Source organism: Enterobacter sp. RHBSTW-00175 (genome assembly GCF_013927005.1).
Taxonomy (GTDB): Bacteria; Pseudomonadota; Gammaproteobacteria; order Enterobacterales; family Enterobacteriaceae; genus Enterobacter.
Genome location: NZ_CP055930.1, coordinates 2103316 through 2130002, shown reverse-complemented (window position 1 = coordinate 2130002; position 26687 = coordinate 2103316). Strand labels below are relative to the sequence as shown.

At 52.6% G+C, this 26687-nt stretch carries 20 protein-coding genes, 1 tRNA gene and 3 rRNA genes; 14 read left to right on the top strand and 10 right to left on the bottom strand.

From position 1 onward, the window contains the following. Positions 1-293 precede the first annotated feature (293 nt). From rsmG to asnC, 4 genes are all read right to left on the bottom strand, one after another. On the bottom strand, positions 294-917 hold the full coding sequence (rsmG, locus tag HV107_RS10025; RefSeq protein ID WP_182063062.1) for a 16S rRNA (guanine(527)-N(7))-methyltransferase RsmG: 624 nt from the start codon (positions 915-917) through the stop codon (positions 294-296). Positions 918-1030: 113 nt separating this feature from the next. Beyond that, complete coding sequence (gene mnmG / locus HV107_RS10020; RefSeq protein WP_182063061.1) at positions 1031-2920, bottom strand: tRNA uridine-5-carboxymethylaminomethyl(34) synthesis enzyme MnmG; 1890 nt, start codon at positions 2918-2920, stop codon at positions 1031-1033. A 374-nt stretch (positions 2921-3294) separates the two neighbouring features. Further along, positions 3295-3744: an FMN-binding protein MioC gene (mioC, locus tag HV107_RS10015; RefSeq protein WP_182063060.1), complete on the bottom strand. Its 450-nt coding sequence runs from the start codon at positions 3742-3744 to the stop codon at positions 3295-3297. A 90-nt stretch (positions 3745-3834) separates the two neighbouring features. After that, entirely contained in the window at positions 3835-4293 is a 459-nt protein-coding gene (gene asnC / locus HV107_RS10010) for a transcriptional regulator AsnC (RefSeq protein ID WP_003862383.1), read from the bottom strand. Between the two features lie 151 nt (positions 4294-4444). Here asnC and asnA point away from each other — a divergent pair, with 151 nt between their 5' ends. Next, a complete protein-coding gene (gene asnA, locus HV107_RS10005) occupies positions 4445-5437 on the top strand; it encodes an aspartate--ammonia ligase (protein ID WP_182063059.1) in 993 nt (330 codons plus the stop codon). Here the strand turns inward: asnA and viaA are convergent, their stop codons facing one another. Then, positions 5438-6889: an ATPase RavA stimulator ViaA gene (viaA, locus tag HV107_RS10000; protein ID WP_182063058.1), complete on the bottom strand. Its 1452-nt coding sequence runs from the start codon at positions 6887-6889 to the stop codon at positions 5438-5440. After that, positions 6883-8379 (bottom strand): ATPase RavA, encoded by a 1497-nt coding sequence (gene ravA, locus HV107_RS09995; protein ID WP_182063057.1) that lies wholly within the window; start codon positions 8377-8379, stop codon positions 6883-6885. The genes viaA and ravA overlap by 7 nt, the downstream gene beginning before the upstream one ends. A 222-nt stretch (positions 8380-8601) precedes the next feature. Between ravA and kup the strand changes: the two genes are divergently transcribed. The 7 genes from kup to rbsR all read left to right on the top strand — a co-directional run bounded on the left by kup (position 8602) and on the right by rbsR (position 16540). After that, positions 8602-10470, top strand: coding sequence for a low affinity potassium transporter Kup (gene kup, locus HV107_RS09990; RefSeq protein ID WP_182063056.1), 1869 nt, complete (start codon positions 8602-8604; stop codon positions 10468-10470). A 216-nt stretch (positions 10471-10686) separates the two neighbouring features. After that, positions 10687-11106, top strand: coding sequence for a D-ribose pyranase (gene rbsD / locus HV107_RS09985; RefSeq protein WP_182063055.1), 420 nt, complete (start codon positions 10687-10689; stop codon positions 11104-11106). Positions 11107-11113: 7 nt separating this feature from the next. Next, complete coding sequence (rbsA, locus tag HV107_RS09980) at positions 11114-12619, top strand: ribose ABC transporter ATP-binding protein RbsA (protein WP_182063496.1); 1506 nt, start codon at positions 11114-11116, stop codon at positions 12617-12619. A 4-nt stretch (positions 12620-12623) separates the two neighbouring features. Further along, on the top strand, positions 12624-13589 hold the full coding sequence (rbsC, locus tag HV107_RS09975; RefSeq protein ID WP_119936500.1) for a ribose ABC transporter permease: 966 nt from the start codon (positions 12624-12626) through the stop codon (positions 13587-13589). A gap of 27 nt (positions 13590-13616) precedes the next feature. Beyond that, positions 13617-14507: a ribose ABC transporter substrate-binding protein RbsB gene (rbsB, locus tag HV107_RS09970; RefSeq protein ID WP_182063054.1), complete on the top strand. Its 891-nt coding sequence runs from the start codon at positions 13617-13619 to the stop codon at positions 14505-14507. Positions 14508-14614: 107 nt separating this feature from the next. Next, positions 14615-15544, top strand: a complete 930-nt coding sequence (gene rbsK, locus HV107_RS09965) for a ribokinase (RefSeq protein ID WP_182063495.1) — start codon at positions 14615-14617, stop codon at positions 15542-15544. 3 nt (positions 15545-15547) lie between these two features. Then, positions 15548-16540, top strand: coding sequence for a ribose operon transcriptional repressor RbsR (gene rbsR, locus HV107_RS09960; RefSeq protein ID WP_182063053.1), 993 nt, complete (start codon positions 15548-15550; stop codon positions 16538-16540). Here rbsR and mdtD read toward each other — a convergent pair. Both mdtD and HV107_RS09950 read right to left on the bottom strand, forming a co-directional pair. Then, positions 16506-17939, bottom strand: a complete 1434-nt coding sequence (gene mdtD, locus HV107_RS09955; protein ID WP_182063052.1) for a multidrug transporter subunit MdtD — start codon at positions 17937-17939, stop codon at positions 16506-16508. The genes rbsR and mdtD overlap by 35 nt on opposite strands. Next, a complete protein-coding gene (locus tag HV107_RS09950) occupies positions 17936-18643 on the bottom strand; it encodes a FadR/GntR family transcriptional regulator (RefSeq protein ID WP_182063051.1) in 708 nt (235 codons plus the stop codon). Before HV107_RS09950 ends, mdtD begins: the two co-directional genes overlap by 4 nt. 480 nt (positions 18644-19123) lie before the next feature. On the opposite strand from HV107_RS09950, the gene HV107_RS09945 reads away from it, so the two are divergent. From HV107_RS09945 to rrf, 4 genes are all read left to right on the top strand, one after another. Next, positions 19124-20663: ribosomal RNA gene (locus HV107_RS09945) — 16S ribosomal RNA — on the top strand. An 86-nt stretch (positions 20664-20749) separates the two neighbouring features. Further along, positions 20750-20825: transfer RNA gene (locus HV107_RS09940), tRNA-Glu, on the top strand. Positions 20826-21019: 194 nt separating this feature from the next. Continuing rightward, a 23S ribosomal RNA gene (locus HV107_RS09935) occupies positions 21020-23925 on the top strand. A 71-nt stretch (positions 23926-23996) separates the two neighbouring features. Next, a 5S ribosomal RNA gene (gene rrf, locus HV107_RS09930) occupies positions 23997-24112 on the top strand. Together the 16S, 23S and 5S rRNA genes with 1 tRNA gene alongside form the textbook arrangement of a ribosomal RNA operon. An 84-nt stretch (positions 24113-24196) precedes the next feature. Here the strand turns inward: rrf and mobB are convergent. Together mobB and mobA are read right to left on the bottom strand one after the other, a co-directional pair. After that, entirely contained in the window at positions 24197-24700 is a 504-nt protein-coding gene (gene mobB / locus HV107_RS09925) for a molybdopterin-guanine dinucleotide biosynthesis protein MobB (protein WP_182063050.1), read from the bottom strand. Next, a complete protein-coding gene (mobA, locus tag HV107_RS09920; protein WP_182063049.1) occupies positions 24697-25281 on the bottom strand; it encodes a molybdenum cofactor guanylyltransferase MobA in 585 nt (194 codons plus the stop codon). The genes mobB and mobA overlap by 4 nt, the downstream gene beginning before the upstream one ends. 68 nt (positions 25282-25349) lie before the next feature. Between mobA and HV107_RS09915 the strand changes: the two genes are divergently transcribed. Beyond that, positions 25350-25619: a YihD family protein gene (locus tag HV107_RS09915; protein ID WP_014072418.1), complete on the top strand. Its 270-nt coding sequence runs from the start codon at positions 25350-25352 to the stop codon at positions 25617-25619. A 75-nt stretch (positions 25620-25694) separates the two neighbouring features. Further along, on the top strand, positions 25695-26681 hold the full coding sequence (locus HV107_RS09910) for a serine/threonine protein kinase (RefSeq protein ID WP_182063048.1): 987 nt from the start codon (positions 25695-25697) through the stop codon (positions 26679-26681). Positions 26682-26687 lie beyond the last annotated feature (6 nt).

Sequence of the window (26687 nt, the reverse complement as noted above, 5' to 3'; positions counted from 1 at the left end):
ATATTAAAGATAAATTGTCGTAACTATTTTCAAAACAGCCCTGTATACAACAAAAACCTTTCATTGACATTCTTAATAAATATTTAACATTCCCACCTTATTGCGACTTTTCACTTTTAGCAGGCTGATATTTTCGTTGTTGACTATTCTCCAGGGTAACCATGCGAATAACGTTAACCCAAAGAAAATCCATGGTAACAACAAGGTTAAATTAACTTCAGCAAAATCTCTTTAGTTGTGCTGTTTTTTAACACTATAAGAACAGCACAAATTCCACATTTTTTATTAATTATTTAAAAATTGTTTGGCTTAATTATCACCAGATGGCGTTCGCCTTCGAGTTGAGGAATGTTTAATTTCTCAATAGATTCGACTGAAAAACCAACAGGAAGTTGTTCAATCTCCTCACCAGGCAACTGCCCTTTCAGCGCATAAAAACGGCCATTTTGTGCAGGCAAATGCTTGCACCAGCTCACCATGTCGTTGAGTGATGCAAATGCACGGCTGATAACACCGTCAAACGGTGGTTCCGCCGGGAACTCCTCTACCCTGCTCTGTACGGGTGTGATGTTATCAAGCTGCAATTCATGCTGCACCTGGCGTAAGAAACGTACGCGTTTTCCCAGGCTGTCCAGCAGCGTGAAATGGCACTCAGGACGAACAATCGACAACGGCACGCCAGGCAGGCCCGGACCCGTCCCGACGTCGATAAAGCGCTCACCTTGCAGATGCGGGGCAACCACGATGCTATCGAGGATATGGCGAACGAGCATCTCGTTGGGATCGCGTACGGAAGTCAGGTTGTACGCTTTGTTCCATTTGTTCAGCATATCGACATAGGCCACCAGCTGATTTTTCTGGTGATCGGTGAGCGAAATACCTGCTTCATCCAGCAGACGAGAGAGTTTATTGAGCACGGTGAATACCTGTTTAGAGATTTTTCGCCCGGTGGCGCTGTCGCTTACCGGGCCTACGAATAAGTAGGGCGGGTAAGCGAAGCGCCACCCGCCAAAAAGCAATGTTCAAGGAACTACGCGCTGCGGCGCAACATACCTTGTTTTTTCAACCACACCAGCAGAATCGAAATCGCGGCAGGCGTGACGCCGGAGATACGTGATGCCTGGCCGATCGACACAGGCTTGTGATCGTTCAGTTTGGCGATCACTTCATTGGAAAGGCCTGTCACCTGACGATAGTCCAGCATTTCCGGCAGCAACGTGTTTTCGTTGCGCTGCTGTTTTTCGATCTCATCCTGCTGACGCGCGATGTAGCCTTCGTACTTCACCTGGATTTCGACCTGCTCTGCCGCTTCAACGTCTTCAAGACCCGGCGCGAACGCGGTCAGTTTGACCAGGTTCTCATAGGTCACTTCCGGGCGACGCAGCAAATCTTCACCGCTGGCTTCGCGCGAGAGCGGCGCAGTCAAGTGAGCGTTCACTTCGGCAGCAGTTTCTGCCTGTGGATTCACCCACGTTGTTTTCAGGCGCTGACGTTCCTGTTCGATGCGTTCCAGCTTCTCGTTGAAACGCGCCCAGCGTTCGTCATCCACCAGACCCAGCTCACGACCCATTTCGGTCAGACGCAGATCGGCGTTGTCTTCGCGCAGCATCAGGCGATATTCCGCGCGGGACGTAAACATACGGTACGGTTCTTTGGTGCCCAGGGTGCAAAGATCGTCGACCAGCACGCCCAGGTAAGCCTGGGAACGACCCGGAGCCCAGCCCTCTTTCTCGGCAGAGAAGCGCGCGGCGTTAAGACCCGCAAGCAGGCCCTGTGCGGCAGCTTCTTCGTAACCTGTTGTGCCGTTGATCTGACCGGCGAAGAACAGCCCATGGATGAACTTGCTCTCCAGGGTTGGTTTCAGGTCACGCGGATCGAAGAAATCATATTCAATAGCGTAGCCTGGACGAACAATTTTAGCGTTCTCCATGCCCTGCATTGAGCGAACAATTTGCATCTGCACATCAAACGGCAGGCTGGTGGAAATACCGTTCGGATAAATTTCGTTAGACGTCAGTCCTTCCGGCTCGAGGAAGATCTGGTGCTGGTTACGATCGGCAAAGCGCATCACTTTGTCTTCGATCGACGGGCAGTAGCGTGGGCCGATCCCTTCGATCACGCCAGCATACATTGGGCTACGATCGAGATTATTACGGATCACGTCATGGGTTTTTTCGTTGGTGTGCGTGATGTAGCAAGGAACCTGCTGCGGATGCTGAGCCGCATTGCCCATGAACGAGAACACCGGCATTGGGTTGTCACCATGCTGTTGCGCCAGCACGCTGAAATCAATGGTTCGGGCATCGATACGTGGCGGCGTACCGGTTTTCAGGCGGCTGACGCGCAGCGGCAGCTCACGCAAACGACGAGAAAGCGGAATGGACGGCGGATCGCCAGCACGGCCACCGCTGTAGTTATCCAGACCGATATGGATTTTGCCATCCAGGAATGTCCCGACGGTCAGCACTACCGCTTTAGCACGGAATTTGAGGCCCATCTGGGTCACCGCGCCGACAACGCGATCGTTCTCAACGATAAGATCTTCCACCGCTTGCTGGAAGATCATCAAATTCGGTTGGTTCTCCAGTGCGGTACGCACTGCCTGGCGGTAAAGCACGCGGTCTGCCTGGGCTCGGGTCGCACGGACAGCCGGGCCTTTACTCGCGTTTAGTATCCTAAACTGGATGCCTGCCTGATCGATCGCTTTCGCCATCAGGCCGCCAAGTGCATCCACTTCTTTTACCAGGTGTCCTTTCCCAATGCCGCCAATCGCCGGATTACAGGACATCTGTCCAAGCGTGTCGATATTGTGTGTCAAAAGCAGGGTCTGCTGACCCATACGCGCTGCGGCCATTGCGGCCTCAGTGCCTGCATGACCCCCGCCAATGATGATGACGTCAAAAGGATCCTGATAAAACATGGTGGTCTGCCTCGCGTAAAGCGGTATGAAAATGGATTGAAGCCCGGGCCGTGGATTCTACTCAACTTTAGTCTTTCGAGAAAGCATTGGGATCCTGGGCTATTAAAAAGAAGATCTTTTTATTTAGAGATCTGTTCTATTGTGATCTCTTATTAGGATCGCCTCTCCCTGTGGGTAAGTCCGATCTCGCAAAGAAGATCATGCAGTTAGAAAGGATCGTTTGCTGTGAATGATCGGTGATCCTGGACCGTATAAGCTGGGATCAGATCGCGACTTTATACACAGGCCAAAAACGGGACGCGAGTTATTCTTTGGATAACTACCGCTTAATACGAGCTTTTAACCAGAGTTATCCACATCTGTTCGCGCGATCTTTAATCGTTTTTGAGTAAATTTTTCCATTCTTCCAGCCAAATCTCTGCTGGATCCTCTGGAATATCGTGTTCGAGGATGTTGATCTTGAGTGTTTCACCGAGCTGTTTGGCTCCAGATGACTTCACTGCGGCTTCTATTTTCTCTACTGCACCACAGAAGGTGTCATATTCACGGCTACCGATACCGACTGCACCGAAACGTACGGCTGACAGGTCGGGTTGTTGCTCCAGCAGTTCGTCATATAAAGGTTGCAGGTTGTCCGGGATATCGCCCGCACCGTGCGTAGAAGTGATCAGTAGCCAGATCCCGGCAGTCGGAAGATCTTCCAGTAACGGCCCGTGCAGGGTTTCGGTGGAAAAACCGGCATCTTCCAGCTTTTCGGCCAGATGTTCTGCAACGTATTCCGCGCCGCCCAGGGTGCTGCCACTGATAAGAGTAATGTCCGCCATTGATCGCTCGCTCATATTAAGAGGCGGCCATTGTACGCTGTGAACGAGCTGGGATCTACCTGTGGAAAATGTGGGAATGAATTTGCCCGATCATGGGCGGATAGTCCGCATGATCGGGTTTTGCAGGGAGATCAGTGTCTCGGTGGACTGAATTTCATCGATTGTTTGGATCTTGTTGATAAGTACCTGCTGGAGCGCATCGATGGATCGGCACATCACTTTGATAAAGATGCTGTAGTGCCCGGTGGTGTAGTACGCCTCGGTGACTTCATCGAGTGCATTCAGCTTTTCCAGCGCAGAGGGATAATCTTTGGCGCTCTTAAGGATGATGCCAATAAAACAGCAGACGTCGTAACCCAGCTGTTTTGGACTGACATCGATACGTGCACCGGTAATTATCCCGGCCTGCTTCATCTTCTCTACACGCACGTGAATGGTTCCGGGGCTGACGCCAAACTGTTTTGCCAGTTCTGCATAGGCGGTACGTGCATTGGCCATTAACGCTTCCAGGATGCCGCGGTCCAGATTGTCGATCTGATAATTTTCCATAGGTTTTTCTTATGAAGATTAGTGAATCACTCTATTCTAGCGTCATATTTTAACGAATCAAAAGTGAAGGTGGCTTTTTGTTGTTGGATTATTGAATTGAGTGCCATTTTTGTTGCTTAATCAATACCAACAGGACGCAGGAGTATAAATAATGAAAACTGCTTACATCGCAAAACAACGCCAGATCAGCTTCGTTAAATCCCACTTTTCCCGTCAGCTGGAAGATAAGCTCGGCCTGGTTGAAGTTCAGGCTCCAATCTTAAGCCGCGTAGGAGACGGGACACAGGATAACTTGTCTGGTTGCGAAAAAGCGGTTCAGGTGAAAGTGAAAACACTGCCAGATGCCCAGTTCGAAGTGGTTCATTCACTGGCGAAATGGAAGCGTCAAACGCTGGGACAACACGACTTCAGCGCCGGCGAAGGGCTCTACACGCACATGAAAGCCCTTCGCCCTGATGAAGACCGCCTTTCCGCTATTCACTCTGTCTATGTTGACCAGTGGGACTGGGAGCGCGTAATGGGTGATGGCGAGCGTCATATCGGCACGCTGAAATCCACCGTTGAGGCGATCTACGCCGGGATCAAAGCGACTGAAGTCGCAGTGAGCAAAGAGTTTGGTCTGGCGCCGTTCCTGCCGGAAACGATCCACTTTGTTCACAGCCAGGAGTTGCTGAGCCGCTTCCCGGATCTGGATGCTAAAGGCCGTGAACGCGCAATTGCAAAAGAACTGGGTGCTGTATTCCTGATGGGTATCGGCGGCAAGCTGTCTGATGGTAAGCGTCATGACGTTCGTGCGCCTGATTACGATGACTGGAGCACGGCTGGCGAGAGCGAATTTGCCGGTCTGAACGGTGACATTCTGGTCTGGAACCCGGTTCTTGAAGATGCATTTGAGCTTTCTTCAATGGGGATCCGTGTTGATGCTGCTGCGCTGAAACGCCAGCTTACTGTTACGGGTGATGAAGATCGTCTCCAGCTGGAGTGGCACCAGGCGTTGTTACGTGGTGAGATGCCGCAGACCATTGGGGGTGGCATTGGGCAATCCCGCTTGACTATGCTCCTGCTGCAACTGTCGCATATTGGCCAGGTGCAATGTGGAGTTTGGCCGCAGCAGGTTCGTGAAAGCGTCGGTTCCCTTCTTTAATTAGCGTCGCCAGCGTCTGAGCAGGCGGCTACGTAACCCGGTATCAAAGCGCCAGATATGATCGAAGATGCGCATGATGCCGGGTTTGCCATTAACGGACATCGCCACAGCGTGAAAACGATGCTGATGTTCGCGCTGTAACACCTTCACTTTATTTACCACATCATCCGGCAGCCGCTGGGCAATAAAGTCAGAGATCACCACCGCATCGGCATCATACCAGTCGCCACCCTGCATACGTTCGATAATGGCGCGAAAGCAGCTTGCCATATCGGTACCGCCACGAAAGCGCTGGCTTAGGAAACGGATGGCCTGCTCAATGCCTTGCTGCCCCGTCAGTTCGTAACCCACCACCTCACTGGAAAACAGCATAATAAAGCAGCGACGTCGGTCGGCCAGGGCCACGCGCATTAGCGCCAGGCAAAAGGCCTTCGCGCATTGCTCATTAAAACCGCCCATTGAACCGGAGGTATCCACGCACACTATAAAAGGCCCGCGCGGCTGCTCATCAAAATCCTGATGCACCACCGGACGCTGGCTGATTTTTTCGTGCCAGGATTCGCCATGTAGCCGGTAAGTGAGCAACTGCTTTTCCACCAGCCGACGATAAAACTCGTACTCCAGCTCGGTGATACCCAGCGTGCTCAGCTCAGTAGGCAACAGGCGCAAAATATCATCGCTCTGTTGTAACCCATCAACCTGTTCTGGCACCGTTGCCGGTTCACGCACCAGCGTGCGGAAAGTTTCCATTGGCGCATCTTTTTTCGGGACGGATTTCGCCTCCCGCGAACGGCCCAGCTGCTCTGCGAGCTTCATGAGCTCAGGTTGTTGCGTCAGAAAGTCGCCATATTTCACAATCAGCTGGTAATCACCGCGCCGTAGCTGCCCGGCGCTCATATCCCACAGGCGTCCGGCCGCGTTTTCGTTTTCCACCAGCACCTGCTCTAGCTGGCCGCTGAGCGTCATACGCTCCTGCACTTCGCTCAGAAGCTGTTCACGCTCTTCATCAAGCAGCTGCTGGTTAAGGGTTGTCGCCTGCACCACCAGGCTGAGCCGCCAGCGCTGTAAAAACAGGGTATGCAGTGCCGGAGTAAAGGTGGCGTTATCGGTGACCAGCGTTCTGGCCTGGCTGGCAAACGGAGAGTGGACTTTATCCAGCAGAGTCAGGGTTTGCGGTAGCTGAACAATGAATTGCGGCGTGGATAACCGCTGGCACTGCTGATAGCACGCTACTTCTTCAGTGAGTTCAGGCGGGACTTCTGTCTCTTTTAAGCGCTTACGCAGATTATCTCGCCAGCGCGGGAGATCGTCGGTCATGGCCTTTTTGAGCTTTGGGAATTTTTCAAAGAAGGCCGCCAGCTGTGGGGTGGCCAGCAGAGTAATGACGACCTCTTCGATCAATCCTTCCTCGCTGACCGCCAGCATGACGTTGAGCGTATCCAGCGTTAGCATTGACGTGCCTGTTTGATCTGCGCGCCCACGTCCTGAAGGCTGGCTTCAATGCGCCCTAACCAGTCGCTATGGATAAAGAGACACTTCTGCTGCTCGCTGAAGCGAGTATGTTGCTGATGCCATTCGGTATCCAGTGCTTCCAGCTGCTGTTTGATCTCTTCTGGCACGCTGTCTGCCGCCGTGCCGGGTAACGCAAGGCGGGAACCTTGCAGGCTAACATCGCGGAGCACCAGATGCTGGCTGGTATCCACTTCCATATTCAGCAACTGCGCAAAACCAATACCGTTGAGTTTGCCGCGGATGTCGCCGCCCTTATCGAGCCACTGCGATAACGCCTCGCGCTCAAGGGTAATGTGCACCACCTGCATATCGTGGAGTTTTAGCGGTTGCTGGAGCAGAAGCGTGAGGGACGTCGTCGTGAGTTCGGCCGGCAACTCGTAATGCGGTTTACGGGCAAACATACCGCCAAGACGGTTAACTTTAAGCGCTGTTTTATCGCTTTGTTGCTGCTGGAGCTGCATCCTACGCTGGGCAATGGCGCCGAGCTGATTGAGCATTGACTGCTGCCCCCAGGCCTGCCCGGTCATCAATATTTCAAGCTGTTGCTGCATCAGGTTCATGCCTTCTGCGTCATGCCACAGACAATCTTTCAGCAGGATCAGGTCAATAGGCGCAACGGCATCGCGCCCGCTAAACAGGGCGCTGGCCTGTAACAGACGGATCGCTTTTTTCCAGCGGCGATCGGAAACATAGGGAGCTGAAGGCAGTAAATCGAGCTGCTGGCGCAGCATGAAGATAAGCTCAAAAACGGCATCCGGCAGTTTGATTTTGCCGATCTCCTGCTGCCACTGATGATATTCCTCATCGGTGACCTGAAGGGAAGCGGGTACCGGGTTTTCGTTCTCATCCTGCTGGCTGACCAGCATCGAGCGGAAGTTCGATTTGTCCTGGACTTTGTCCAGCCACAGACGGATAAGCATACGGTCGTAAAGCGCTTCCAGGCTGTTGTCGGCTTCCGGAAGTTCGTTGGAGGCGGCCACCAGCAGGCGCATCGGGATTTTCTCTTCACTGGCGCCGTTACGGAAGCGACGTTCGTTAATTGCCGTAAGCAGGGTGTTCAGAATGGCCGGGCCGGCTTTCCAGATCTCATCGAGAAACACAATCTCCGCTTCCGGGAGATAGCCATCCGTCAGACGCTGATAGCGCCCTTCATCTTTTAAGGCCTGAATGGAAAGCGGACCAAAAACCTCTTCAGGGGTAGAGAATCGGGTCATCAAATATTCAAAGGCACGGGCATTCTGGAAAGCGTATTTCAGCCGGCGGGCAATCAGGCTTTTCGCAATCCCCGGCGGGCCAAGCAAAAATACACTTTCACCGCTCAACGCCGCCAGTAAACACAGGCGGATAGCGTGGCTACGCTCGAAAAGGCCTTTTTCCAGCGCGCTGCTGAGGCGGGAAATTCTTTCTGCTAATAAATGTGAGTGAGCCATAATAGTTTTGCATCCTTTCGCCGTCGTGGCGGCCAATTGAAGCGAGTATAGACGTTTCAGTCAGGGCTGGTAATAGACTGAAGTGCGGCGCTATTTTCTTTGCGATACATTAACGCGGTTGCATTTAGGGGTACGATTTTGCAATTAATCGTGCATACTGTGCGCTTTTTGTGGGCCAAGGGACTAAGCACACATTTGTTATACAAACGAAAAGACTAGTCTATGAGCACTGATAATAAGCAATCATTACCCGCAATAACGCTTGCGGCGATCGGGGTTGTCTACGGTGATATCGGCACCAGCCCACTTTATACGCTTCGTGAATGTCTGTCCGGTCAGTTTGGTTTTGGTGTTGAACGTGACGCTGTGTTTGGTTTTTTGTCACTCATCTTCTGGCTGCTGATCCTGGTTGTTTCCGTTAAATATCTCTCCTTTGTTATGCGTGCTGATAACGCAGGTGAAGGCGGTATCCTGACGCTGATGTCTCTTGCCGGGCGTAATACTTCGGCCAAAATGACCTCGGTGCTAGTTATCATTGGGTTGATTGGCGGCAGCTTCTTCTATGGCGAGGTGGTGATCACCCCGGCGATTTCGGTTCTCTCGGCAATAGAGGGGCTGGAAATCATCGCGCCGCAGCTTGATACGTGGGTTGTCCCGCTGGCCATTATTGTTCTGACGCTGCTGTTTGCTATTCAGAAGCATGGCACTGGGCTTGTCGGGAAGCTGTTCGCACCGATTATGCTGGCCTGGTTCCTGATCCTGGCGGCGCTGGGGTTGCGCAGCATTATTGCGAACCCAGAAGTGCTGCACGCCCTGAACCCGCTCTGGGCAGTTAACTTCTTCCTCGAATATAAAACCGTTTCGTTTATTGCATTAGGTGCGGTTGTTCTTTCTATTACTGGTGTTGAAGCGCTGTATGCGGACATGGGGCATTTCGGCAAGTTGCCTATCCGCGTGGCATGGTTTGCCGTGGTGCTGCCGTCACTGGTGCTGAACTACTTCGGCCAGGGCGCGCTGTTGCTCAAAACCCCGGAAGCCATTAAGAACCCGTTCTTCCTGCTGGCACCCGACTGGGCGCTGGTGCCGATGCTGATCCTCGCCACCCTGGCGACCGTTATCGCGTCTCAGGCGGTGATTTCCGGCGTGTTCTCCCTTACGCGTCAGGCCGTGCGTCTGGGTTATCTCTCGCCAATGCGCATTATCCATACTTCGGAAATGGAGTCGGGCCAGATCTACATTCCTTTCATTAACTGGCTGCTCTACTTTGCGGTTGTAATTGTTATTGTGAGTTTCGAGCACTCCAGCAACCTGGCTGCGGCATACGGTATTGCTGTGACCGGTACCATGGTACTGACGTCGATCCTGTCCACGACCGTGGCGTACCGGAACTGGCACTGGAATAAATTCCTGGTGGGGATGATTCTGGTGGGCTTCCTTTGTATCGACGTGCCGCTGTTCTCCGCGAACCTCGACAAGATTGTCTCCGGTGGCTGGCTGCCGCTTACCCTCGGTCTGGTGATGTTTATTGTGATGACAACGTGGAAGAGCGAACGCTTCCGTCTGCTGCGTCGTATGCATGAGCACGGTAACTCTCTGGAAGCGATGATTGTTTCTCTGGAGAAATCCCCGCCGGTTCGCGTTCCGGGCACTGCGGTGTATATGTCTCGCGCGTTGAACGTTATCCCGTTCGCGCTGATGCATAATCTCAAGCACAACAAAGTGCTGCATGAACGCGTGATCCTGCTGACGCTGCGTACTGAAGATGCGCCATATGTTCATAACGTGCGTCGTGTCCAGATTGAGCAGCTGTCGCCAACCTTCTGGCGCGTGGTGGCGAGCTACGGCTGGCGCGAAACGCCTAACGTGGAAGAGGTGTTCCACCGCTGCGGTCTGGAAGGGCTGAACTGCCGCATGATGGAGACCTCGTTCTTCATGTCGCATGAGTCGCTGATCATCGGTAAGCGGCCGTGGTATCTGCGTCTGCGTGGCAAGCTGTACCTTATCCTGCAACGTAACGCCCTGCGCGCACCTGACCAGTTTGAGATCCCGCCTAACCGCGTGATTGAGCTTGGGACACAGGTCGAGATTTAAGTCCTCTTTGAAATGCCGGGTGGCGCTGCGCTTACCCGGCCTACTCTACCCGTAGGCCCGCGCAAGCGAAGCGCCGCCGGGCAATTCCCCCTCTCCACATTTCACTTAGCGAAACGTTTCGACGTTGATCACAAATCTGTTACGTCATGATGGTTTTCTGAACACTAGTGGGTCTACACTGTATTCAGCGAAACGTTTCGCTAGTGGAGCAAGAAAATGAAGAAAGGCACTGTACTCAACTCAGAAATCTCATCGGTTATCTCCCGTCTTGGGCATACCGATACGCTGGTGGTTTGCGATGCAGGCTTACCGGTTCCGCGCAGCACAACCCGTATCGATATGGCGTTAACGCAGGGCGTGCCCTCGTTTATGCAGGTACTGGACGTGGTGACAGCGGAGATGCAGGTTGAGGCAGCCATTCTCGCGACGGAGATCAAACAACATAATCCGCAACTCCACGAAACGTTGCTCGGCCACATTGAGCAACTGCAAAAACACCAGGGAAACACCATAGAAATTCGTTACACAACGCACGAACAGTTCAAACAACAAACCGCAGACAGTCAGGCGGTGATTCGCAGCGGGGAGTGTTCCCCGTATGCGAATATTATTCTCTGTGCTGGCGTCACTTTCTGAGGCCATCATGGACGCATTATTGCAACTCAAAGGGATCGATAAATCGTTCCCTGGCGTAAAAGCCCTCTCCGGAGCCGCGCTGAACGTATACGCCGGGCGCGTGATGGCGCTGGTGGGCGAAAACGGCGCTGGCAAATCCACCATGATGAAAGTGCTGACCGGTATCTATCAACGCGATGCAGGCTCACTCACGTGGCTGGGTAAAGAAACCACCTTCAACGGCCCGAAATCATCCCAGGAAGCCGGTATCGGCATTATCCACCAGGAGCTGAACCTGATCCCGCAACTCACCATTGCGGAAAACATCTTCCTGGGGCGCGAATTCGTAAACCGGTTTGGCAAAATCGACTGGAAAACGATGTACGCCGAAGCGGACAAACTGCTGGCGAAGCTGAACCTGCGCTTTAAAAGCGACCGCCTGGTGGGCGATCTCTCCATCGGCGATCAGCAGATGGTGGAAATCGCTAAGGTGCTGAGCTTTGAGTCAAAGGTCATCATTATGGATGAACCGACCGACGCCCTGACCGATACCGAAACCGAATCCCTGTTCCGTGTTATCCGCGAGCTGAAGTCGCAGGGGCGCGGGATTGTCTATATCTCTCACCGTATGAAAGAGATCTTCGAGATTTGCGACGACGTAACCGTCTTCCGCGACGGACAGTTTATTGCCGAGCGCGAAGTGGCCACGCTGACCGAAGATACCCTGATCGAAATGATGGTGGGACGTAAGCTCGAAGATCAGTACCCGCATCTGGATAAAGCGCCGGGAGAAATCCGCCTGAAGGTGGACAATCTCTGCGGACCGGGTGTGAACGATGTAACCTTTACCCTGCGTCAGGGGGAAATCCTCGGCGTAGCGGGCCTGATGGGCGCGGGACGTACCGAGCTGATGAAAGTGCTCTACGGCGCACTGCCGCGCACCAGCGGTTACGTCACCCTTGATGGCCATGAAGTTGTCACTCGCTCTCCGCAAGATGGTCTGGCGAATGGCATCGTCTATATTTCTGAAGACCGTAAGCGCGACGGCTTAGTGCTGGGCATGTCGGTGAAAGAGAATATGTCTCTTACCGCACTGCGCTATTTCAGCCATAGCGGCGGCAGCCTGAAGCACAAAGACGAACAGCAGGCGGTCAGCGATTTTATCCGTCTCTTTAACGTCAAAACGCCGTCGATGGAGCAAGCAATTGGCCTGTTGTCCGGCGGTAATCAGCAGAAGGTGGCCATTGCGCGCGGTCTGATGACGCGCCCGAAAGTGCTGATCCTTGATGAGCCAACCCGTGGCGTGGATGTGGGCGCGAAAAAAGAGATTTATCAGCTGATTAACCAGTTCAAGGCCGACGGTCTGAGCATCATTCTGGTCTCTTCCGAGATGCCAGAAGTATTAGGCATGAGCGATCGCATTATCGTCATGCATGAAGGGCATCTCGGCGGTGAATTCACTCGCGAGCAGGCCACCCAGGAAGTTCTGATGGCTGCCGCTGTGGGCAAGCTTAATCGCGTGAATCAGGAGTAAGAAGATGACTACCCAGGCTGTTTCTGGTCGCCGTTATTTCACCAAGGCATGGCTGCTGGAACAAAAATCGCTGATTGCCCTGCTGGTGCTGATCGCGATTGTATCCACCATGAGCCCGAACTTTTTCACCGTTAATAACCTGTTCAACATTCTTCAGCAGACTTCTGTAAACGCCATTATGGCGGTCGGGATGACGCTGGTGATTTTGACGTCGGGGATCGACCTGTCCGTTGGTTCCTTGCTGGCGCTCACCGGTGCGATTGCGGCTTCAATTGTAGGGATTGAGGTCAACGCGCTGGTGGCCGTGGCTGCGGCACTGGCAGCAGGTGCGGCGATTGGCGCCGTGACCGGCGTGATTGTGGCGAAAGGCCGCGTCCAGGCGTTCATCGCCACGCTGGTAATGATGCTGCTGCTGCGCGGTGTGACCATGGTTTACACCAACGGCAGCCCGGTGAACACCGGCTTTACGGATAACGCCGATCTGTTTGGCTGGTTCGGTATCGGTCGCCCGCTGGGTATCCCGACGCCGGTCTGGATCATGGCTATCGTCTTCCTGGCGGCGTGGTACATGCTGCATCACACCCGTCTGGGGCGCTATATCTATGCGCTGGGCGGTAACGAAGCGGCGACTCGCCTTTCTGGTATCAGCGTCAATAAAGTCAAAATTATCGTGTATTCCCTGTGCGGCTTGCTGGCGTCACTGGCGGGCATCATCGAAGTGGCGCGTCTCTCTTCTGCGCAACCTACGGCGGGTACAGGTTATGAGCTGGACGCCATTGCGGCGGTGGTGCTGGGCGGTACGAGTCTTGCCGGCGGTAAAGGACGTATTGTTGGGACATTGATCGGCGCACTGATCCTCGGTTTCCTGAATAATGGTTTGAATTTGTTAGGTGTTTCCTCCTATTACCAGATGATCGTTAAAGCGGTAGTGATTTTGCTGGCGGTACTGGTAGACAACAAAAAACAGTAACTGACGACACTACAGGACATCTTAGATATGAACATGAAAAAACTGGCTACCCTGGTTTCTGCTGTGGCGCTGAGCGCAACCGTAAGTGCTAACGCAATGGCGAAAGACACCATCGCGCTGGTGGTCTCAACGCTGAACAACCCGTTCTTTGTCTCTCTGAAGGATGGCGCGCAAAAAGAAGCGGACAAACTGGGTTATAACCTGATTGTACTGGACTCCCAGAACAACCCGGCGAAAGAGCTGGCTAACGTTCAGGACTTAACCGTTCGTGGCACCAAAATCCTGCTGATTAACCCAACCGATTCCGACGCTGTGGGTAACGCCGTGAAAATGGCAAACCAGGCGAAAATCCCGGTGATCACCCTGGACCGTCAGGCATCTAAAGGTGATGTCGTCAGCCACATTGCGTCTGACAACGTTCTGGGCGGCAAAATCGCCGGTGATTACATCGCGAAGAAAGCTGGTGAAGGCGCGAAAGTTATCGAATTGCAGGGTATCGCCGGTACTTCCGCTGCCCGTGAACGTGGCGAAGGCTTCCAGCAGGCTGTTGCAGCACACAAATTTAACGTTCTGGCCAGCCAGCCTGCCGACTTCGACCGTACTAAAGGTCTGAACGTGATGCAGAACTTGCTGACCGCACACCCTGATGTCCAGGCCGTATTCGCACAGAATGACGAAATGGCGCTGGGTGCGCTGCGTGCTCTGCAAACTGCCGGTAAATCTGATGTGATGGTTGTCGGGTTTGACGGTACTCCGGATGGTGAAAAAGCAGTAAATGATGGCAAACTGGCTGCGACCATCGCTCAGCTGCCTGAGCAGATTGGCGCAACAGGTGTTCAGACTGCTGATAAAGTGCTGAAGGGCGAAAAGGTTCAGGCAAAATATCCAGTTGACCTGAAACTGGTCATCAAGCAGTAATATGCGATTCAGGCCGTCACTGGCGGCCTGATGGACAAAATACAAAGAAAAGTGTGGCATACGCCACCGGTTAATCCCGGTGGCGCTCTCAGATGGACACCTCATACATGAAAACCGCTGGCAACCTCGTTGTTCTTGGCAGTATCAATGCCGATCACATTCTTAACCTTGAATCTTTCCCGACACCCGGTGAAACCGTCACGGGTAATCAGTACCAGGTGGCATTTGGCGGCAAAGGCGCAAACCAGGCCGTTGCTGCCGGGCGCAGCGGCGCACATATTGCGTTTATTGCCTGCACGGGTGATGACGATACGGGTGAGCGCGTACGTAAACAGCTGGCAAGCGATAACATCGACATTGCGCCAGTGAGCGTGGTGGCCGGGGAATCAACCGGCGTAGCGCTGATTTTCGTTAATGCGGAAGGTGAGAATGTCATCGGTATTCATGCAGGAGCTAACGCGGCGCTGACAACCGAACGCGTTGAGGCGCAGCGCGAAATTATTGCCAGTGCAGAAGCATTGTTGATGCAGCTGGAGTCCCCAGTGGAAAGCGTACTGGCTGCGGCGCAGATTGCGCATGAAAATCATACCACTGTCGTACTTAATCCGGCGCCTGCCCGTGTATTATCAGATGAGCTCCTGGCGCTGGTGGATATCATTACCCCTAACGAAACCGAAGCCGAAAAGCTGACCGGTATTCGTGTGGAAAATGACGACGATGCGGCGCGTGCGGCGAAAGCGCTGCACGAAAAAGGTATCAGCAACGTTATCATTACCCTCGGCAGCCGCGGTGTGTGGGCCAGCGTCAACGGTGAAGGCCGCCGCGTACCGGGCTTTAAGGTTAAAGCCATTGATACCATTGCGGCCGGAGACACCTTTAACGGTGCGCTGGTGACGGCGTTGCTGGAAGGTAAAGCGCTGGATGAGGCCATTCGTTTTGCTCATGCCGCTGCCGCTATCGCGGTCACCCGCAAAGGTGCGCAGCCTTCCGTTCCGTGGCGTAAAGAGATCGATGAATTCTTAAGTCAGCAGGGGTAACGCTTGGCCACAATGAAAGATGTCGCCCGCATGGCGGGCGTTTCTACTTCTACTGTCTCCCACGTTATCAATAACGATCGCTTTGTCAGCGAGGCGATTCGGGAAAAAGTCGAAGCCGCAGTAAAAGATCTCAACTATGCGCCGTCGGCGCTGGCTCGTAGTCTGAAGCTCAACCAGACCCGTACCATCGGGATGCTCATTACCGCCAGTACCAACCCGTTTTATTCCGAACTTGTGCGTGGCGTAGAGCGTAGTTGCTTTGAGCGCGGCTACAGCCTGGTGTTGTGTAATACCGAAGGCGACGAGCAGCGCATGAACCGTAACCTTGAAACGCTGATGCAAAAACGCGTCGACGGGTTACTGCTGCTGTGTACCGAAACGCATCAGCCCTCAAAAGAGATTATTCAGCGCTACCCTTCTATTCCTACGGTGATGATGGATTGGGCACCGTTCGACGGCACCAGCGATCTGATTCAGGATAACTCGTTGCTGGGTGGTGATATGGCAACGCAATACCTGATCGATAAAGGCTATACCAGCATTGCCTGTATCACGGGGCCACTGGATAAAACGCCGGCCCGTTTACGTCTTGAAGGATATCTCTCCGCAATGGCGCGGGCAGGGCTTTCCATTCCTGAGGGATATTGCATTACCGGCGACTTTGAATTTAACGGCGGGTTAGAGGCCATGCAAAAGCTGCTGGCACAGGCACAACGTCCGCAGGCGGTATTTATTGGCAACGATGCGATGGCATTTGGTGCTTATCAGGCGTTGTATCAGGCCGGGTTGAGTATTCCAGGTGATATGGCGGTGATCGGCTACGATGATATCGAACTGGCCAGCTACATGACCCCACCGCTGACCACTATTCATCAGCCAAAAGATGAACTGGGCGAGCTGGCTATTGATGTGCTGATCCATCGTATGGCGCAGCCCGCACTGCAACAGCAACGTTTGCAGCTTACTCCTGTTCTGATGGAACGGGGTTCGGTTTAACCTTTGGTTTGTGGCGTTCTTTGATCAGGTTTCGGCCATCTTTGGGTTTTAGCAACATAAAGACCAGCGCAGAGACAACGGTAAGCGCGCCCATCGTGATAAAGGTGTAATGGAATTGCTCGACGGTGTTTGCGCTGTCGAATCCTTCATAGAACCGCAGTACTGCCGCACTCACGGCAACCCCCAGGCTTATCGACAACTGTTGAGTAACCGCCAGCACGCTATTCCCGCTGCTGGCGTTCTCATCCGTCAGGTCTGCCAGCGTGATGGTATTCATCGAAGTAAACTGCGTAGACATCGCCATCCCCAGAACAAACAGCGGCAGGATGAGCATCCAGACCGGTAATGCTGCGGATTGCAGCGAGAACTGTGCAATCATCAGGCCGATAAATACGGTCACACCAACCAGCGTCTTACGATAACCGCACCAGCGCAGCACCTGTGTCACGGTTGATTTGGCCAGAATCGACCCCATTGCCGTGGGCGCCATCATGCAGCCAGCAATCAATGCCGGGTAACCAAAACCGACCTGCAACATCAACGGCATCAGAAAGGGAACGCAACCTGTACCCAGCCGCGAGGCAATGTTTCCGGCAACACCCACTGAAAACGTTCGCGTATTAAAGAGAGACAACGAGATAAGTGGCGTCGGGTGGCGGCGTGCATGACGTATATAAAGAAGCAAAAGCAGAATGCCGCTGAGAATAATGGATACCGCTATCCACGTTGCCACGATCTTCTCGCCAAACAACTCCATCCCGCTGGAGAACAGTACCAGGCTCAGGCCAAACAGGAAAAAGCCCCCCATATCAAAGCTGCGTTTGGGGGTGGTGAAGTCCGGCATATATTTGCGGGCATAGAGAAGCCCTGTGATACCAATCGGAATGTTAATAAGGAATATCCAGTGCCAGCTTGCCCAGGTCACAAGCACGCCGCCCAGGACCGGGCCCAGGATTGGGCCTACCAGCCCAGGCATGGTAACGAAGTTAAGCACGGGAAGCAGTTCGCTGCGCGGATAGGCCCGTAACAGCGCCAGGCGTGCCACAGGCATCATCATCGCTCCGCCAACCCCCTGAAGTACGCGAAAGATTACCAGCTGCGTTAAGGATGTAGAAAGCGCACAGGCCAGGGAGCCAAGGGTAAACAGGGTCACGGCCAGCATAAAGATTTTGCGGGTGCCGAAGCGATCTGCCAGCCACCCGCTGACCGGGATAAGCATCGCCACCGTCAGGGTATAACTGATAATGGCCGACTGCATTGCCAGCGGAGAACGGTTAAGACTGTGGGCAATTGCAGGGAGAGCGGTGTTAAGGATGGTGGCATCCAGTGCCTGCATAAAGAACGCCATGGCTGCAATCCACGGCAATCCGGCCATGCTGCGTGCTTTTTTCTCGGTCATTTATTTTCCTGCTGGTGGTTTGGCGCTGCCAGCAATGCCTGACATGCACTCTGGGCGCGTTGCCCGTCACTGTCCTGAATCGCATCAACAATGGCCTGATGCAGATCCAGCTTCACCACTTCGTCTTGTGTAATTGAGGTGAAGTAGGTGTGATAAACCGAATGGAATAGAGAAGCAAACGAGGTCAGGAACGGATTACCGCTCATATAATAGATGTGCTCATGCCAGGCCATGTCCACTTCAACCCAGCGTTCGCGATTGAAGTGCTTCTTCAGGAAGACCATCTCTTCCATTAAGGTATTCAGCTCCGCTTTTTGTTCTGCACTACCGAGCGTGGCGGCAAGCAGGCACGCCTGAGGTTCAAGACTGCTACGCATTACCAGGAAATGATCAACAACCTGATGGAAGTTATCTTCCGTCATCCACCAGGAGAGCAGCTCCTGGTCGAGGAAATTCCAGTTACCCTGCGGCATAACGCGAGTCCCTATGCGCGGGCGTGGCAATACCATCCCTTTTGCCGTCAATGTTTTCACTGCTTCGCGAACGGCAGTACGGCTTACCCCAAACTGCTCACCCAGTTCCATTTCGCCAGGCAGGATACAACCAGGGGCATATTTACCCGCTAAGATCAGCTGAGCCAGCTTTTCTGCCAGCACATACGATAAGTTTTTTTGTGCTGCCAGCTGTTGTGCGCTTAAGGGCATCGCTCTTATTCCTTAATTGTTCATGCTGGTAAGTATGCCACCTGGAGTGTGATTGTGGTTGCAAATACATCAAATAGAACAATTTGTAGCTTGATTTAGTATGTTTTGGTGAAAAAAAACACGGTCAGAAACTTTTTTTAAATTTCCTCTTGTCACTTCAGAATAACTCCCTATAATGCGCCTCCACTGACACGGAACAACGGCTTACAAGCCGCCGGGTTAGCGGGGTTCAGAGATGAACGCCAACAGAGAAAAGCGAAAATAAATGCTTGACTCTGAATGAGGAAAGCGTAATATACGCCACCTCGCAACGGTGAGCTGAAAGCCACGTTGCACTGCTCTTTAACAATTTATCAGACAATCTGTGTGGGCACTCAAAGTGACATGGATTCTTAACGTCGCAAGACGAAAAATGAATACCAAGTCTCTGAGTGAACATACGTAATTCATTACGAAGTTTAATTCACGAGCATCAAACTTAAATTGAAGAGTTTGATCATGGCTCAGATTGAACGCTGGCGGCAGGCCTAACACATGCAAGTCGAGCGGTAACACAGGGAGCTTGCTCCTGGGTGACGAGCGGCGGACGGGTGAGTAATGTCTGGGAAACTGCCTGATGGAGGGGGATAACTACTGGAAACGGTAGCTAATACCGCATAACGTCGCAAGACCAAAGAGGGGGACCTTCGGGCCTCTTGCCATCAGATGTGCCCAGATGGGATTAGCTAGTAGGTGGGGTAACGGCTCACCTAGGCGACGATCCCTAGCTGGTCTGAGAGGATGACCAGCCACACTGGAACTGAGACACGGTCCAGACTCCTACGGGAGGCAGCAGTGGGGAATATTGCACAATGGGCGCAAGCCTGATGCAGCCATGCCGCGTGTATGAAGAAGGCCTTCGGGTTGTAAAGTACTTTCAGCGAGGAGGAAGGCATTAAGGTTAATAACCTTGGTGATTGACGTTACTCGCAGAAGAAGCACCGGCTAACTCCGTGCCAGCAGCCGCGGTAATACGGAGGGTGCAAGCGTTAATCGGAATTACTGGGCGTAAAGCGCACGCAGGCGGTCTGTCAAGTCGGATGTGAAATCCCCGGGCTCAACCTGGGAACTGCATTCGAAACTGGCAGGCTAGAGTCTTGTAGAGGGGGGTAGAATTCCAGGTGTAGCGGTGAAATGCGTAGAGATCTGGAGGAATACCGGTGGCGAAGGCGGCCCCCTGGACAAAGACTGACGCTCAGGTGCGAAAGCGTGGGGAGCAAACAGGATTAGATACCCTGGTAGTCCACGCCGTAAACGATGTCGACTTGGAGGTTGTTCCCTTGAGGAGTGGCTTCCGGAGCTAACGCGTTAAGTCGACCGCCTGGGGAGTACGGCCGCAAGGTTAAAACTCAAATGAATTGACGGGGGCCCGCACAAGCGGTGGAGCATGTGGTTTAATTCGATGCAACGCGAAGAACCTTACCTACTCTTGACATCCAGAGAACTTTCCAGAGATGGATTGGTGCCTTCGGGAACTCTGAGACAGGTGCTGCATGGCTGTCGTCAGCTCGTGTTGTGAAATGTTGGGTTAAGTCCCGCAACGAGCGCAACCCTTATCCTTTGTTGCCAGCGGTTCGGCCGGGAACTCAAAGGAGACTGCCAGTGATAAACTGGAGGAAGGTGGGGATGACGTCAAGTCATCATGGCCCTTACGAGTAGGGCTACACACGTGCTACAATGGCATATACAAAGAGAAGCGACCTCGCGAGAGCAAGCGGACCTCATAAAGTATGTCGTAGTCCGGATTGGAGTCTGCAACTCGACTCCATGAAGTCGGAATCGCTAGTAATCGTAGATCAGAATGCTACGGTGAATACGTTCCCGGGCCTTGTACACACCGCCCGTCACACCATGGGAGTGGGTTGCAAAAGAAGTAGGTAGCTTAACCTTCGGGAGGGCGCTTACCACTTTGTGATTCATGACTGGGGTGAAGTCGTAACAAGGTAACCGTAGGGGAACCTGCGGTTGGATCACCTCCTTACCTTAAAGAACCTGCCTTTGTAGTGCTCACACAGATTGTCTGATGAAAAGTAAATAGCAAGGCGTCTTGCCGAAGCAGACTTCAGTGTCCCCTTCGTCTAGAGGCCCAGGACACCGCCCTTTCACGGCGGTAACAGGGGTTCGAATCCCCTAGGGGACGCCACTTGCTGGTTTGTGAGTGAAAGTCGCCGACCCCCGTATCTCAAAACTGACTCAGCGAGTCATGTTTGAGATATTTGCTCTTTAAAAATCTGGATCAAGCTGAAAATTGAAACGACACACCTTAAGTGGTGTGTTCGAGTCTCTCAAATTTTCGCAATTTGATGATGAATCGAAAGAAACATCTTCGGGTTGTGAGGTTAAGCGACTAAGCGTACACGGTGGATGCCCTGGCAGTCAGAGGCGATGAAGGACGTGCTAATCTGCGATAAGCGCCGGCGAGGTGATATGAACCTTTGACCCGGCGATTTCCGAATGGGGAAACCCAGTGTGTTCCGACACACTATCGTTAAGTGAATACATAGCTTAACGAAGCGAACCGGGGGAACTGAAACATCTAAGTACCCCGAGGAAAAGAAATCAACCGAGATTCCCCCAGTAGCGGCGAGCGAACGGGGAGCAGCCCAGAGTCTGAATCAGCTTGTGTGTTAGTGGAACGGTCTGGAAAGTCCGGCGATACAGGGTGATAGCCCCGTACACGAAAGCACACAGGTTGTGAACTCGAAGAGTAGGGCGGGACACGTGGTATCCTGTCTGAATATGGGGGGACCATCCTCCAAGGCTAAATACTCCTGACTGACCGATAGTGAACCAGTACCGTGAGGGAAAGGCGAAAAGAACCCCGGCGAGGGGAGTGAAAAAGAACCTGAAACCGTGTACGTACAAGCAGTGGGAGCACCTTCGTGGTGTGACTGCGTACCTTTTGTATAATGGGTCAGCGACTTATATTCTGTAGCAAGGTTAACCGTATAGGGGAGCCGAAGGGAAACCGAGTCTTAACTGGGCGTTAAGTTGCAGGGTATAGACCCGAAACCCGGTGATCTAGCCATGGGCAGGTTGAAGGTTGGGTAACACTAACTGGAGGACCGAACCGACTAATGTTGAAAAATTAGCGGATGACTTGTGGCTGGGGGTGAAAGGCCAATCAAACCGGGAGATAGCTGGTTCTCCCCGAAAGCTATTTAGGTAGCGCCTCGTGAACTCATCTTCGGGGGTAGAGCACTGTTTCGGCTAGGGGGCCATCCCGGCTTACCAACCCGATGCAAACTACGAATACCGAAGAATGTTATCACGGGAGACACACGGCGGGTGCTAACGTCCGTCGTGAAGAGGGAAACAACCCAGACCGCCAGCTAAGGTCCCAAAGTCATGGTTAAGTGGGAAACGATGTGGGAAGGCACAGACAGCCAGGATGTTGGCTTAGAAGCAGCCATCATTTAAAGAAAGCGTAATAGCTCACTGGTCGAGTCGGCCTGCGCGGAAGATGTAACGGGGCTAAACCATGCACCGAAGCTGCGGCAGCGACGCTTATGCGTTGTTGGGTAGGGGAGCGTTCTGTAAGCCGTTGAAGGTGTCCTGTGAGGGATGCTGGAGGTATCAGAAGTGCGAATGCTGACATAAGTAACGATAATGCGGGTGAAAAGCCCGCACGCCGGAAGACCAAGGGTTCCTGTCCAACGTTAATCGGGGCAGGGTGAGTCGACCCCTAAGGCGAGGCCGAAAGGCGTAGTCGATGGGAAACAGGTTAATATTCCTGTACTTGGTGTTACTGCGAAGGGGGGACGGAGAAGGCTATGTTAGCCGGGCGACGGTTGTCCCGGTTTAAGCATGTAGGCGGAGAGTTTAGGTAAATCCGGACTCTTTTTAACGCTGAGGTGTGATGACGAGGTACTACGGTACTGAAGTAACAAATGCCCTGCTTCCAGGAAAAGCCTCTAAGCATCAGGTAACATCAAATCGTACCCCAAACCGACACAGGTGGTCAGGTAGAGAATACCAAGGCGCTTGAGAGAACTCGGGTGAAGGAACTAGGCAAAATGGTGCCGTAACTTCGGGAGAAGGCACGCTGATGTGTAGGTGAAGCCCCTGCGGGTGGAGCTGAAATCAGTCGAAGATACCAGCTGGCTGCAACTGTTTATTAAAAACACAGCACTGTGCAAACACGAAAGTGGACGTATACGGTGTGACGCCTGCCCGGTGCCGGAAGGTTAATTGATGGGGTTAGCGGCAACGCGAAGCTCTTGATCGAAGCCCCGGTAAACGGCGGCCGTAACTATAACGGTCCTAAGGTAGCGAAATTCCTTGTCGGGTAAGTTCCGACCTGCACGAATGGCGTAATGATGGCCAGGCTGTCTCCACCCGAGACTCAGTGAAATTGAACTCGCTGTGAAGATGCAGTGTACCCGCGGCAAGACGGAAAGACCCCGTGAACCTTTACTATAGCTTGACACTGAACACTGGTCCTTGATGTGTAGGATAGGTGGGAGGCTTTGAAGCGTGGACGCCAGTCTGCGTGGAGCCAACCTTGAAATACCACCCTTTAATGGCTGGTGTTCTAACGTAGACCCGTAATCCGGGTTGCGGACAGTGTCTGGTGGGTAGTTTGACTGGGGCGGTCTCCTCCCAAAGAGTAACGGAGGAGCACGAAGGTTAGCTAATCCTGGTCGGACATCAGGAGGTTAGTGCAATGGCATAAGCTAGCTTGACTGCGAGAGTGACGGCTCGAGCAGGTGCGAAAGCAGGTCATAGTGATCCGGTGGTTCTGAATGGAAGGGCCATCGCTCAACGGATAAAAGGTACTCCGGGGATAACAGGCTGATACCGCCCAAGAGTTCATATCGACGGCGGTGTTTGGCACCTCGATGTCGGCTCATCACATCCTGGGGCTGAAGTAGGTCCCAAGGGTACGGCTGTTCGCCGTTTAAAGTGGTACGCGAGCTGGGTTTAGAACGTCGTGAGACAGTTCGGTCCCTATCTGCCGTGGGCGCTGGAGAATTGAGGGGGGCTGCTCCTAGTACGAGAGGACCGGAGTGGACGCATCACTGGTGTTCGGGTTGTCATGCCAATGGCATTGCCCGGTAGCTAAATGCGGAAAAGATAAGTGCTGAAAGCATCTAAGCACGAAACTTGCCCCGAGATGAGTTCTCCCTGACTCCTTGAGAGTCCTGAAGGAACGTTGAAGACTACGACGTTGATAGGTCGGGTGTGTAAGCGTAGCGATACGTTGAGCTAACCGATACTAATGAACCGTGAGGCTTAACCTTACAACGCCGAAGCTGTTTCGGCGGTTGAGAGACAGAATATTTTCAGCCTGATACAGATTTAACAGAATTTGCCTGGCGGCTTTAGCGCGGTGGTCCCACCTGACCCCATGCCGAACTCAGAAGTGAAACGCCGTAGCGCCGATGGTAGTGTGGGGTCTCCCCATGTGAGAGTAGGGAACTGCCAGGCATCAATTAAGTGAAGAGGCCATCCGCAAGGATGGCCTTTTTGCGTTTCTGAACCACAGGTTTTTATAGGCAGGGTAAGGCGAAGTCAGGCCGCGCTCCACGTCATAATAAACTCTGCAATCCCGTCCACATCATTCAAATCAAGAACCGGTACTGGCAGGTCTAACCCTATATCGCTGGCCACCGCAATAACATGTTCATCCAGCGTTAATTCAGCGATATCGTGCCCCGCATCGCGTCTGAAAAGCAGTATTTTCGGTACTGCTTCATGTTTAAATCCTTCCACCAGGACCAAATCCAGCAACGAATGATCCATCCGGCTGACCAGATAAGCGAGATCCAGCGGTGCCTCATCAGGCGTTTCAGTCATTAATGCCCAGCGCTGGGTACTTGCCACCATCGTCTGCGCTGCGCCTGCTTTGCGAAGTTCGTAACTGTCTTTACCGGGTTTATCTACGTCCATATTGTGATGAGTATGTTTGATTAACCCCGGGCGGATCCCTTTATCGCAAAGGGCAGGTATCAGTTTTTTCAGGAGTGTGGTTTTACCTGTTCCACTCCAGGCTGAAATGGCCAAAATCGGTGTCATCGTTTCACCTGCATCAGCTGAAGATCTTCCGTTGTGTTCACATTGATAAACGCCGACTTCAAATCGCTAAAATCAACAGAATGCCCGCCAGACTGGCGCATAAATACCATCACTCGCCTTTCACCCGCCGCAAGATAAGTTTGCAGGTCATGGACTAACGCTTTGTTAATTAATGCAATTGTTGGATGATCCCGTTCACCATCATGTACCCAGACAACGGGTGATACGCCTCGTTGCATCGCCATGCGCTCAACAAGGCAAGACGGAATAAAAGGCGTATCACACGAGCAAAAAAGAAACCACTCCCCCTGAGATTGCTGCATCACCGAGAGCATTCCAGCCAAAGGACCCGGGTAATCAGCAAGCTTATCCTGATAGATTGCAAATCCGCTACGCTCATAAATATCGATATTGCGGTTAGCGCTAATGGCGATTGATGCGACCTGGCCTGACAGAGTGTCGGCGACATGTTTCCATAAGGGCTTACCGTTTAGCTCCTCAAGCCCCTTATCTTTCCCTCCCATACGCGTTGCTCTTCCGCCTGCCAGAACGACACCGGTAATTTCCTGATATCGATTCACGAATATCGCCTCTTTTATTGTGGGATTGACCCTGCTAACGTGTCTTTCTAAATGAAAGGAGCACCACCATGAAATGTAAACGTCTGAATGAAGTTATTGAACTCCTCCAGCCGGCCTGGCAAAAAGAGCCAGAGCTGAACCTGATGCAATTTTTGCAGAAACTGGCGAAAGAGTCAGGTTATGACGGTGAATTGACAGACCTTTCTGATGACATCCTGATCTATCACCTTAAAATGCGCGACTCTGCAAAAGATGCTGTTATTCCGGGTATTCAGAAAGATTATGAGGAAGATTTTAAAACCGCATTACTGCGCGCACGTGGCGTAATTAAAGAGTAAAAGCTTGTAAGCGGCGACTCCGAAATCGCCACAAGATGATATCCTGAATCATTCGTATATTTTCCGGATGATCGGATGAACGACCAGGCTTTTACTTTCCAGACATTGCACCCGGATACCATTATGGATGCCCTTTTTGAGCAGGGTATTCGGGTGGATTCCGGGTTAACTCCCTTAAATAGCTACGAAAACCGCGTCTATCAATTTCAGGACGAGGATCGGCAGCGTTTTGTCGTTAAATTTTATCGCCCCGAGCGCTGGTCCGCGGAGCAAATCCAGGAAGAACATCAGTTTGCCCACGATCTGCTGGAGGACGATGTCCCTGTTGCCGCGCCGCTGAAATTCAATAACCAGACGTTGCTCACTCACCAGGGATTCTACTTTGCTGTATTTCCCAACCTGGGTGGCCGCCAGTTCGAAGCCGACAATATCGATCAAATGGAATGGGTTGCGCGTTATCTTGGGCGAATCCATCAGACTGGCCGTAAAAAACCGTTTATTGCTCGCCCGACCATGGGCATTCAGGAATATCTTCAGGAGCCACGTCAGGTATTCGAATCGTCAGCACTTATCCCGGCAATGCTGAAAGATAATTTCCTCGCTGCGACGGATAAACTAATCGATGCGGTGAAGTCATGCTGGCGCGACGATATTCCAGTGCTTCGTCTGCATGGGGATTGCCATGCCGGTAATATTCTCTGGCGTGATGGCCCACTGTTTGTTGACCTGGACGATGCCCGAATGGGGCCAGCCGTTCAGGATCTGTGGATGCTGCTCAATGGGGACAAAGCCGAGCAGCGTATGCAGCTTGAAACCATCATTGAAGCTTATGAAGAGTTTAGTCCCTTTAATTCAGACGAAATTGCCCTGATTGAACCTTTACGTGCGATGCGTTTTGTTTATTATCTCGCATGGTTAATCAGGCGTTGGGATGACCCCGCATTTCCCCGAAATTTCCCGTGGCTTACCGGGGAGGATTACTGGCGCAACCAGATATCCACATTTACCGAGCAGGTTAAGGTTCTTCAGGAACCCCCTCTGCAATTAACGCCGATGTATTAATTGGAC

Bases quoted from the DNA above. Each gene is read 5' to 3' on its own strand.
- rbsB (WP_182063054.1), top strand. From the start codon at position 13,617: ATGAACATGAAAAAACTGGCTACCCTGGTTTCTGCTGTGGCGCTGAGC.
- mnmG (WP_182063061.1), bottom strand. From the start codon at position 2,920: ATGTTTTATCAGGATCCTTTTGACGTCATCATCATTGGCGGGGGTCAT.
- rbsD (WP_182063055.1), top strand. From the start codon at position 10,687: ATGAAGAAAGGCACTGTACTCAACTCAGAAATCTCATCGGTTATCTCC.
- ravA (WP_182063057.1), bottom strand. From the start codon at position 8,379: ATGGCTCACTCACATTTATTAGCAGAAAGAATTTCCCGCCTCAGCAGC.
- asnA (WP_182063059.1), top strand. From the start codon at position 4,445: ATGAAAACTGCTTACATCGCAAAACAACGCCAGATCAGCTTCGTTAAA.
- mobB (WP_182063050.1), bottom strand. From the start codon at position 24,700: ATGACACCGATTTTGGCCATTTCAGCCTGGAGTGGAACAGGTAAAACC.
- asnC (WP_003862383.1), bottom strand. From the start codon at position 4,293: ATGGAAAATTATCAGATCGACAATCTGGACCGCGGCATCCTGGAAGCG.
- rbsC (WP_119936500.1), top strand. From the start codon at position 12,624: ATGACTACCCAGGCTGTTTCTGGTCGCCGTTATTTCACCAAGGCATGG.
- HV107_RS09915 (WP_014072418.1), top strand. From the start codon at position 25,350: ATGAAATGTAAACGTCTGAATGAAGTTATTGAACTCCTCCAGCCGGCC.
- rbsK (WP_182063495.1), top strand. From the start codon at position 14,615: ATGAAAACCGCTGGCAACCTCGTTGTTCTTGGCAGTATCAATGCCGAT.
- HV107_RS09910 (WP_182063048.1), top strand. From the start codon at position 25,695: ATGAACGACCAGGCTTTTACTTTCCAGACATTGCACCCGGATACCATT.
- kup (WP_182063056.1), top strand. From the start codon at position 8,602: ATGAGCACTGATAATAAGCAATCATTACCCGCAATAACGCTTGCGGCG.
- mdtD (WP_182063052.1), bottom strand. From the start codon at position 17,939: ATGACCGAGAAAAAAGCACGCAGCATGGCCGGATTGCCGTGGATTGCA.
- viaA (WP_182063058.1), bottom strand. From the start codon at position 6,889: ATGCTAACGCTGGATACGCTCAACGTCATGCTGGCGGTCAGCGAGGAA.
- mioC (WP_182063060.1), bottom strand. From the start codon at position 3,744: ATGGCGGACATTACTCTTATCAGTGGCAGCACCCTGGGCGGCGCGGAA.
- rbsA (WP_182063496.1), top strand. From the start codon at position 11,114: ATGGACGCATTATTGCAACTCAAAGGGATCGATAAATCGTTCCCTGGC.
- HV107_RS09950 (WP_182063051.1), bottom strand. From the start codon at position 18,643: ATGCCCTTAAGCGCACAACAGCTGGCAGCACAAAAAAACTTATCGTAT.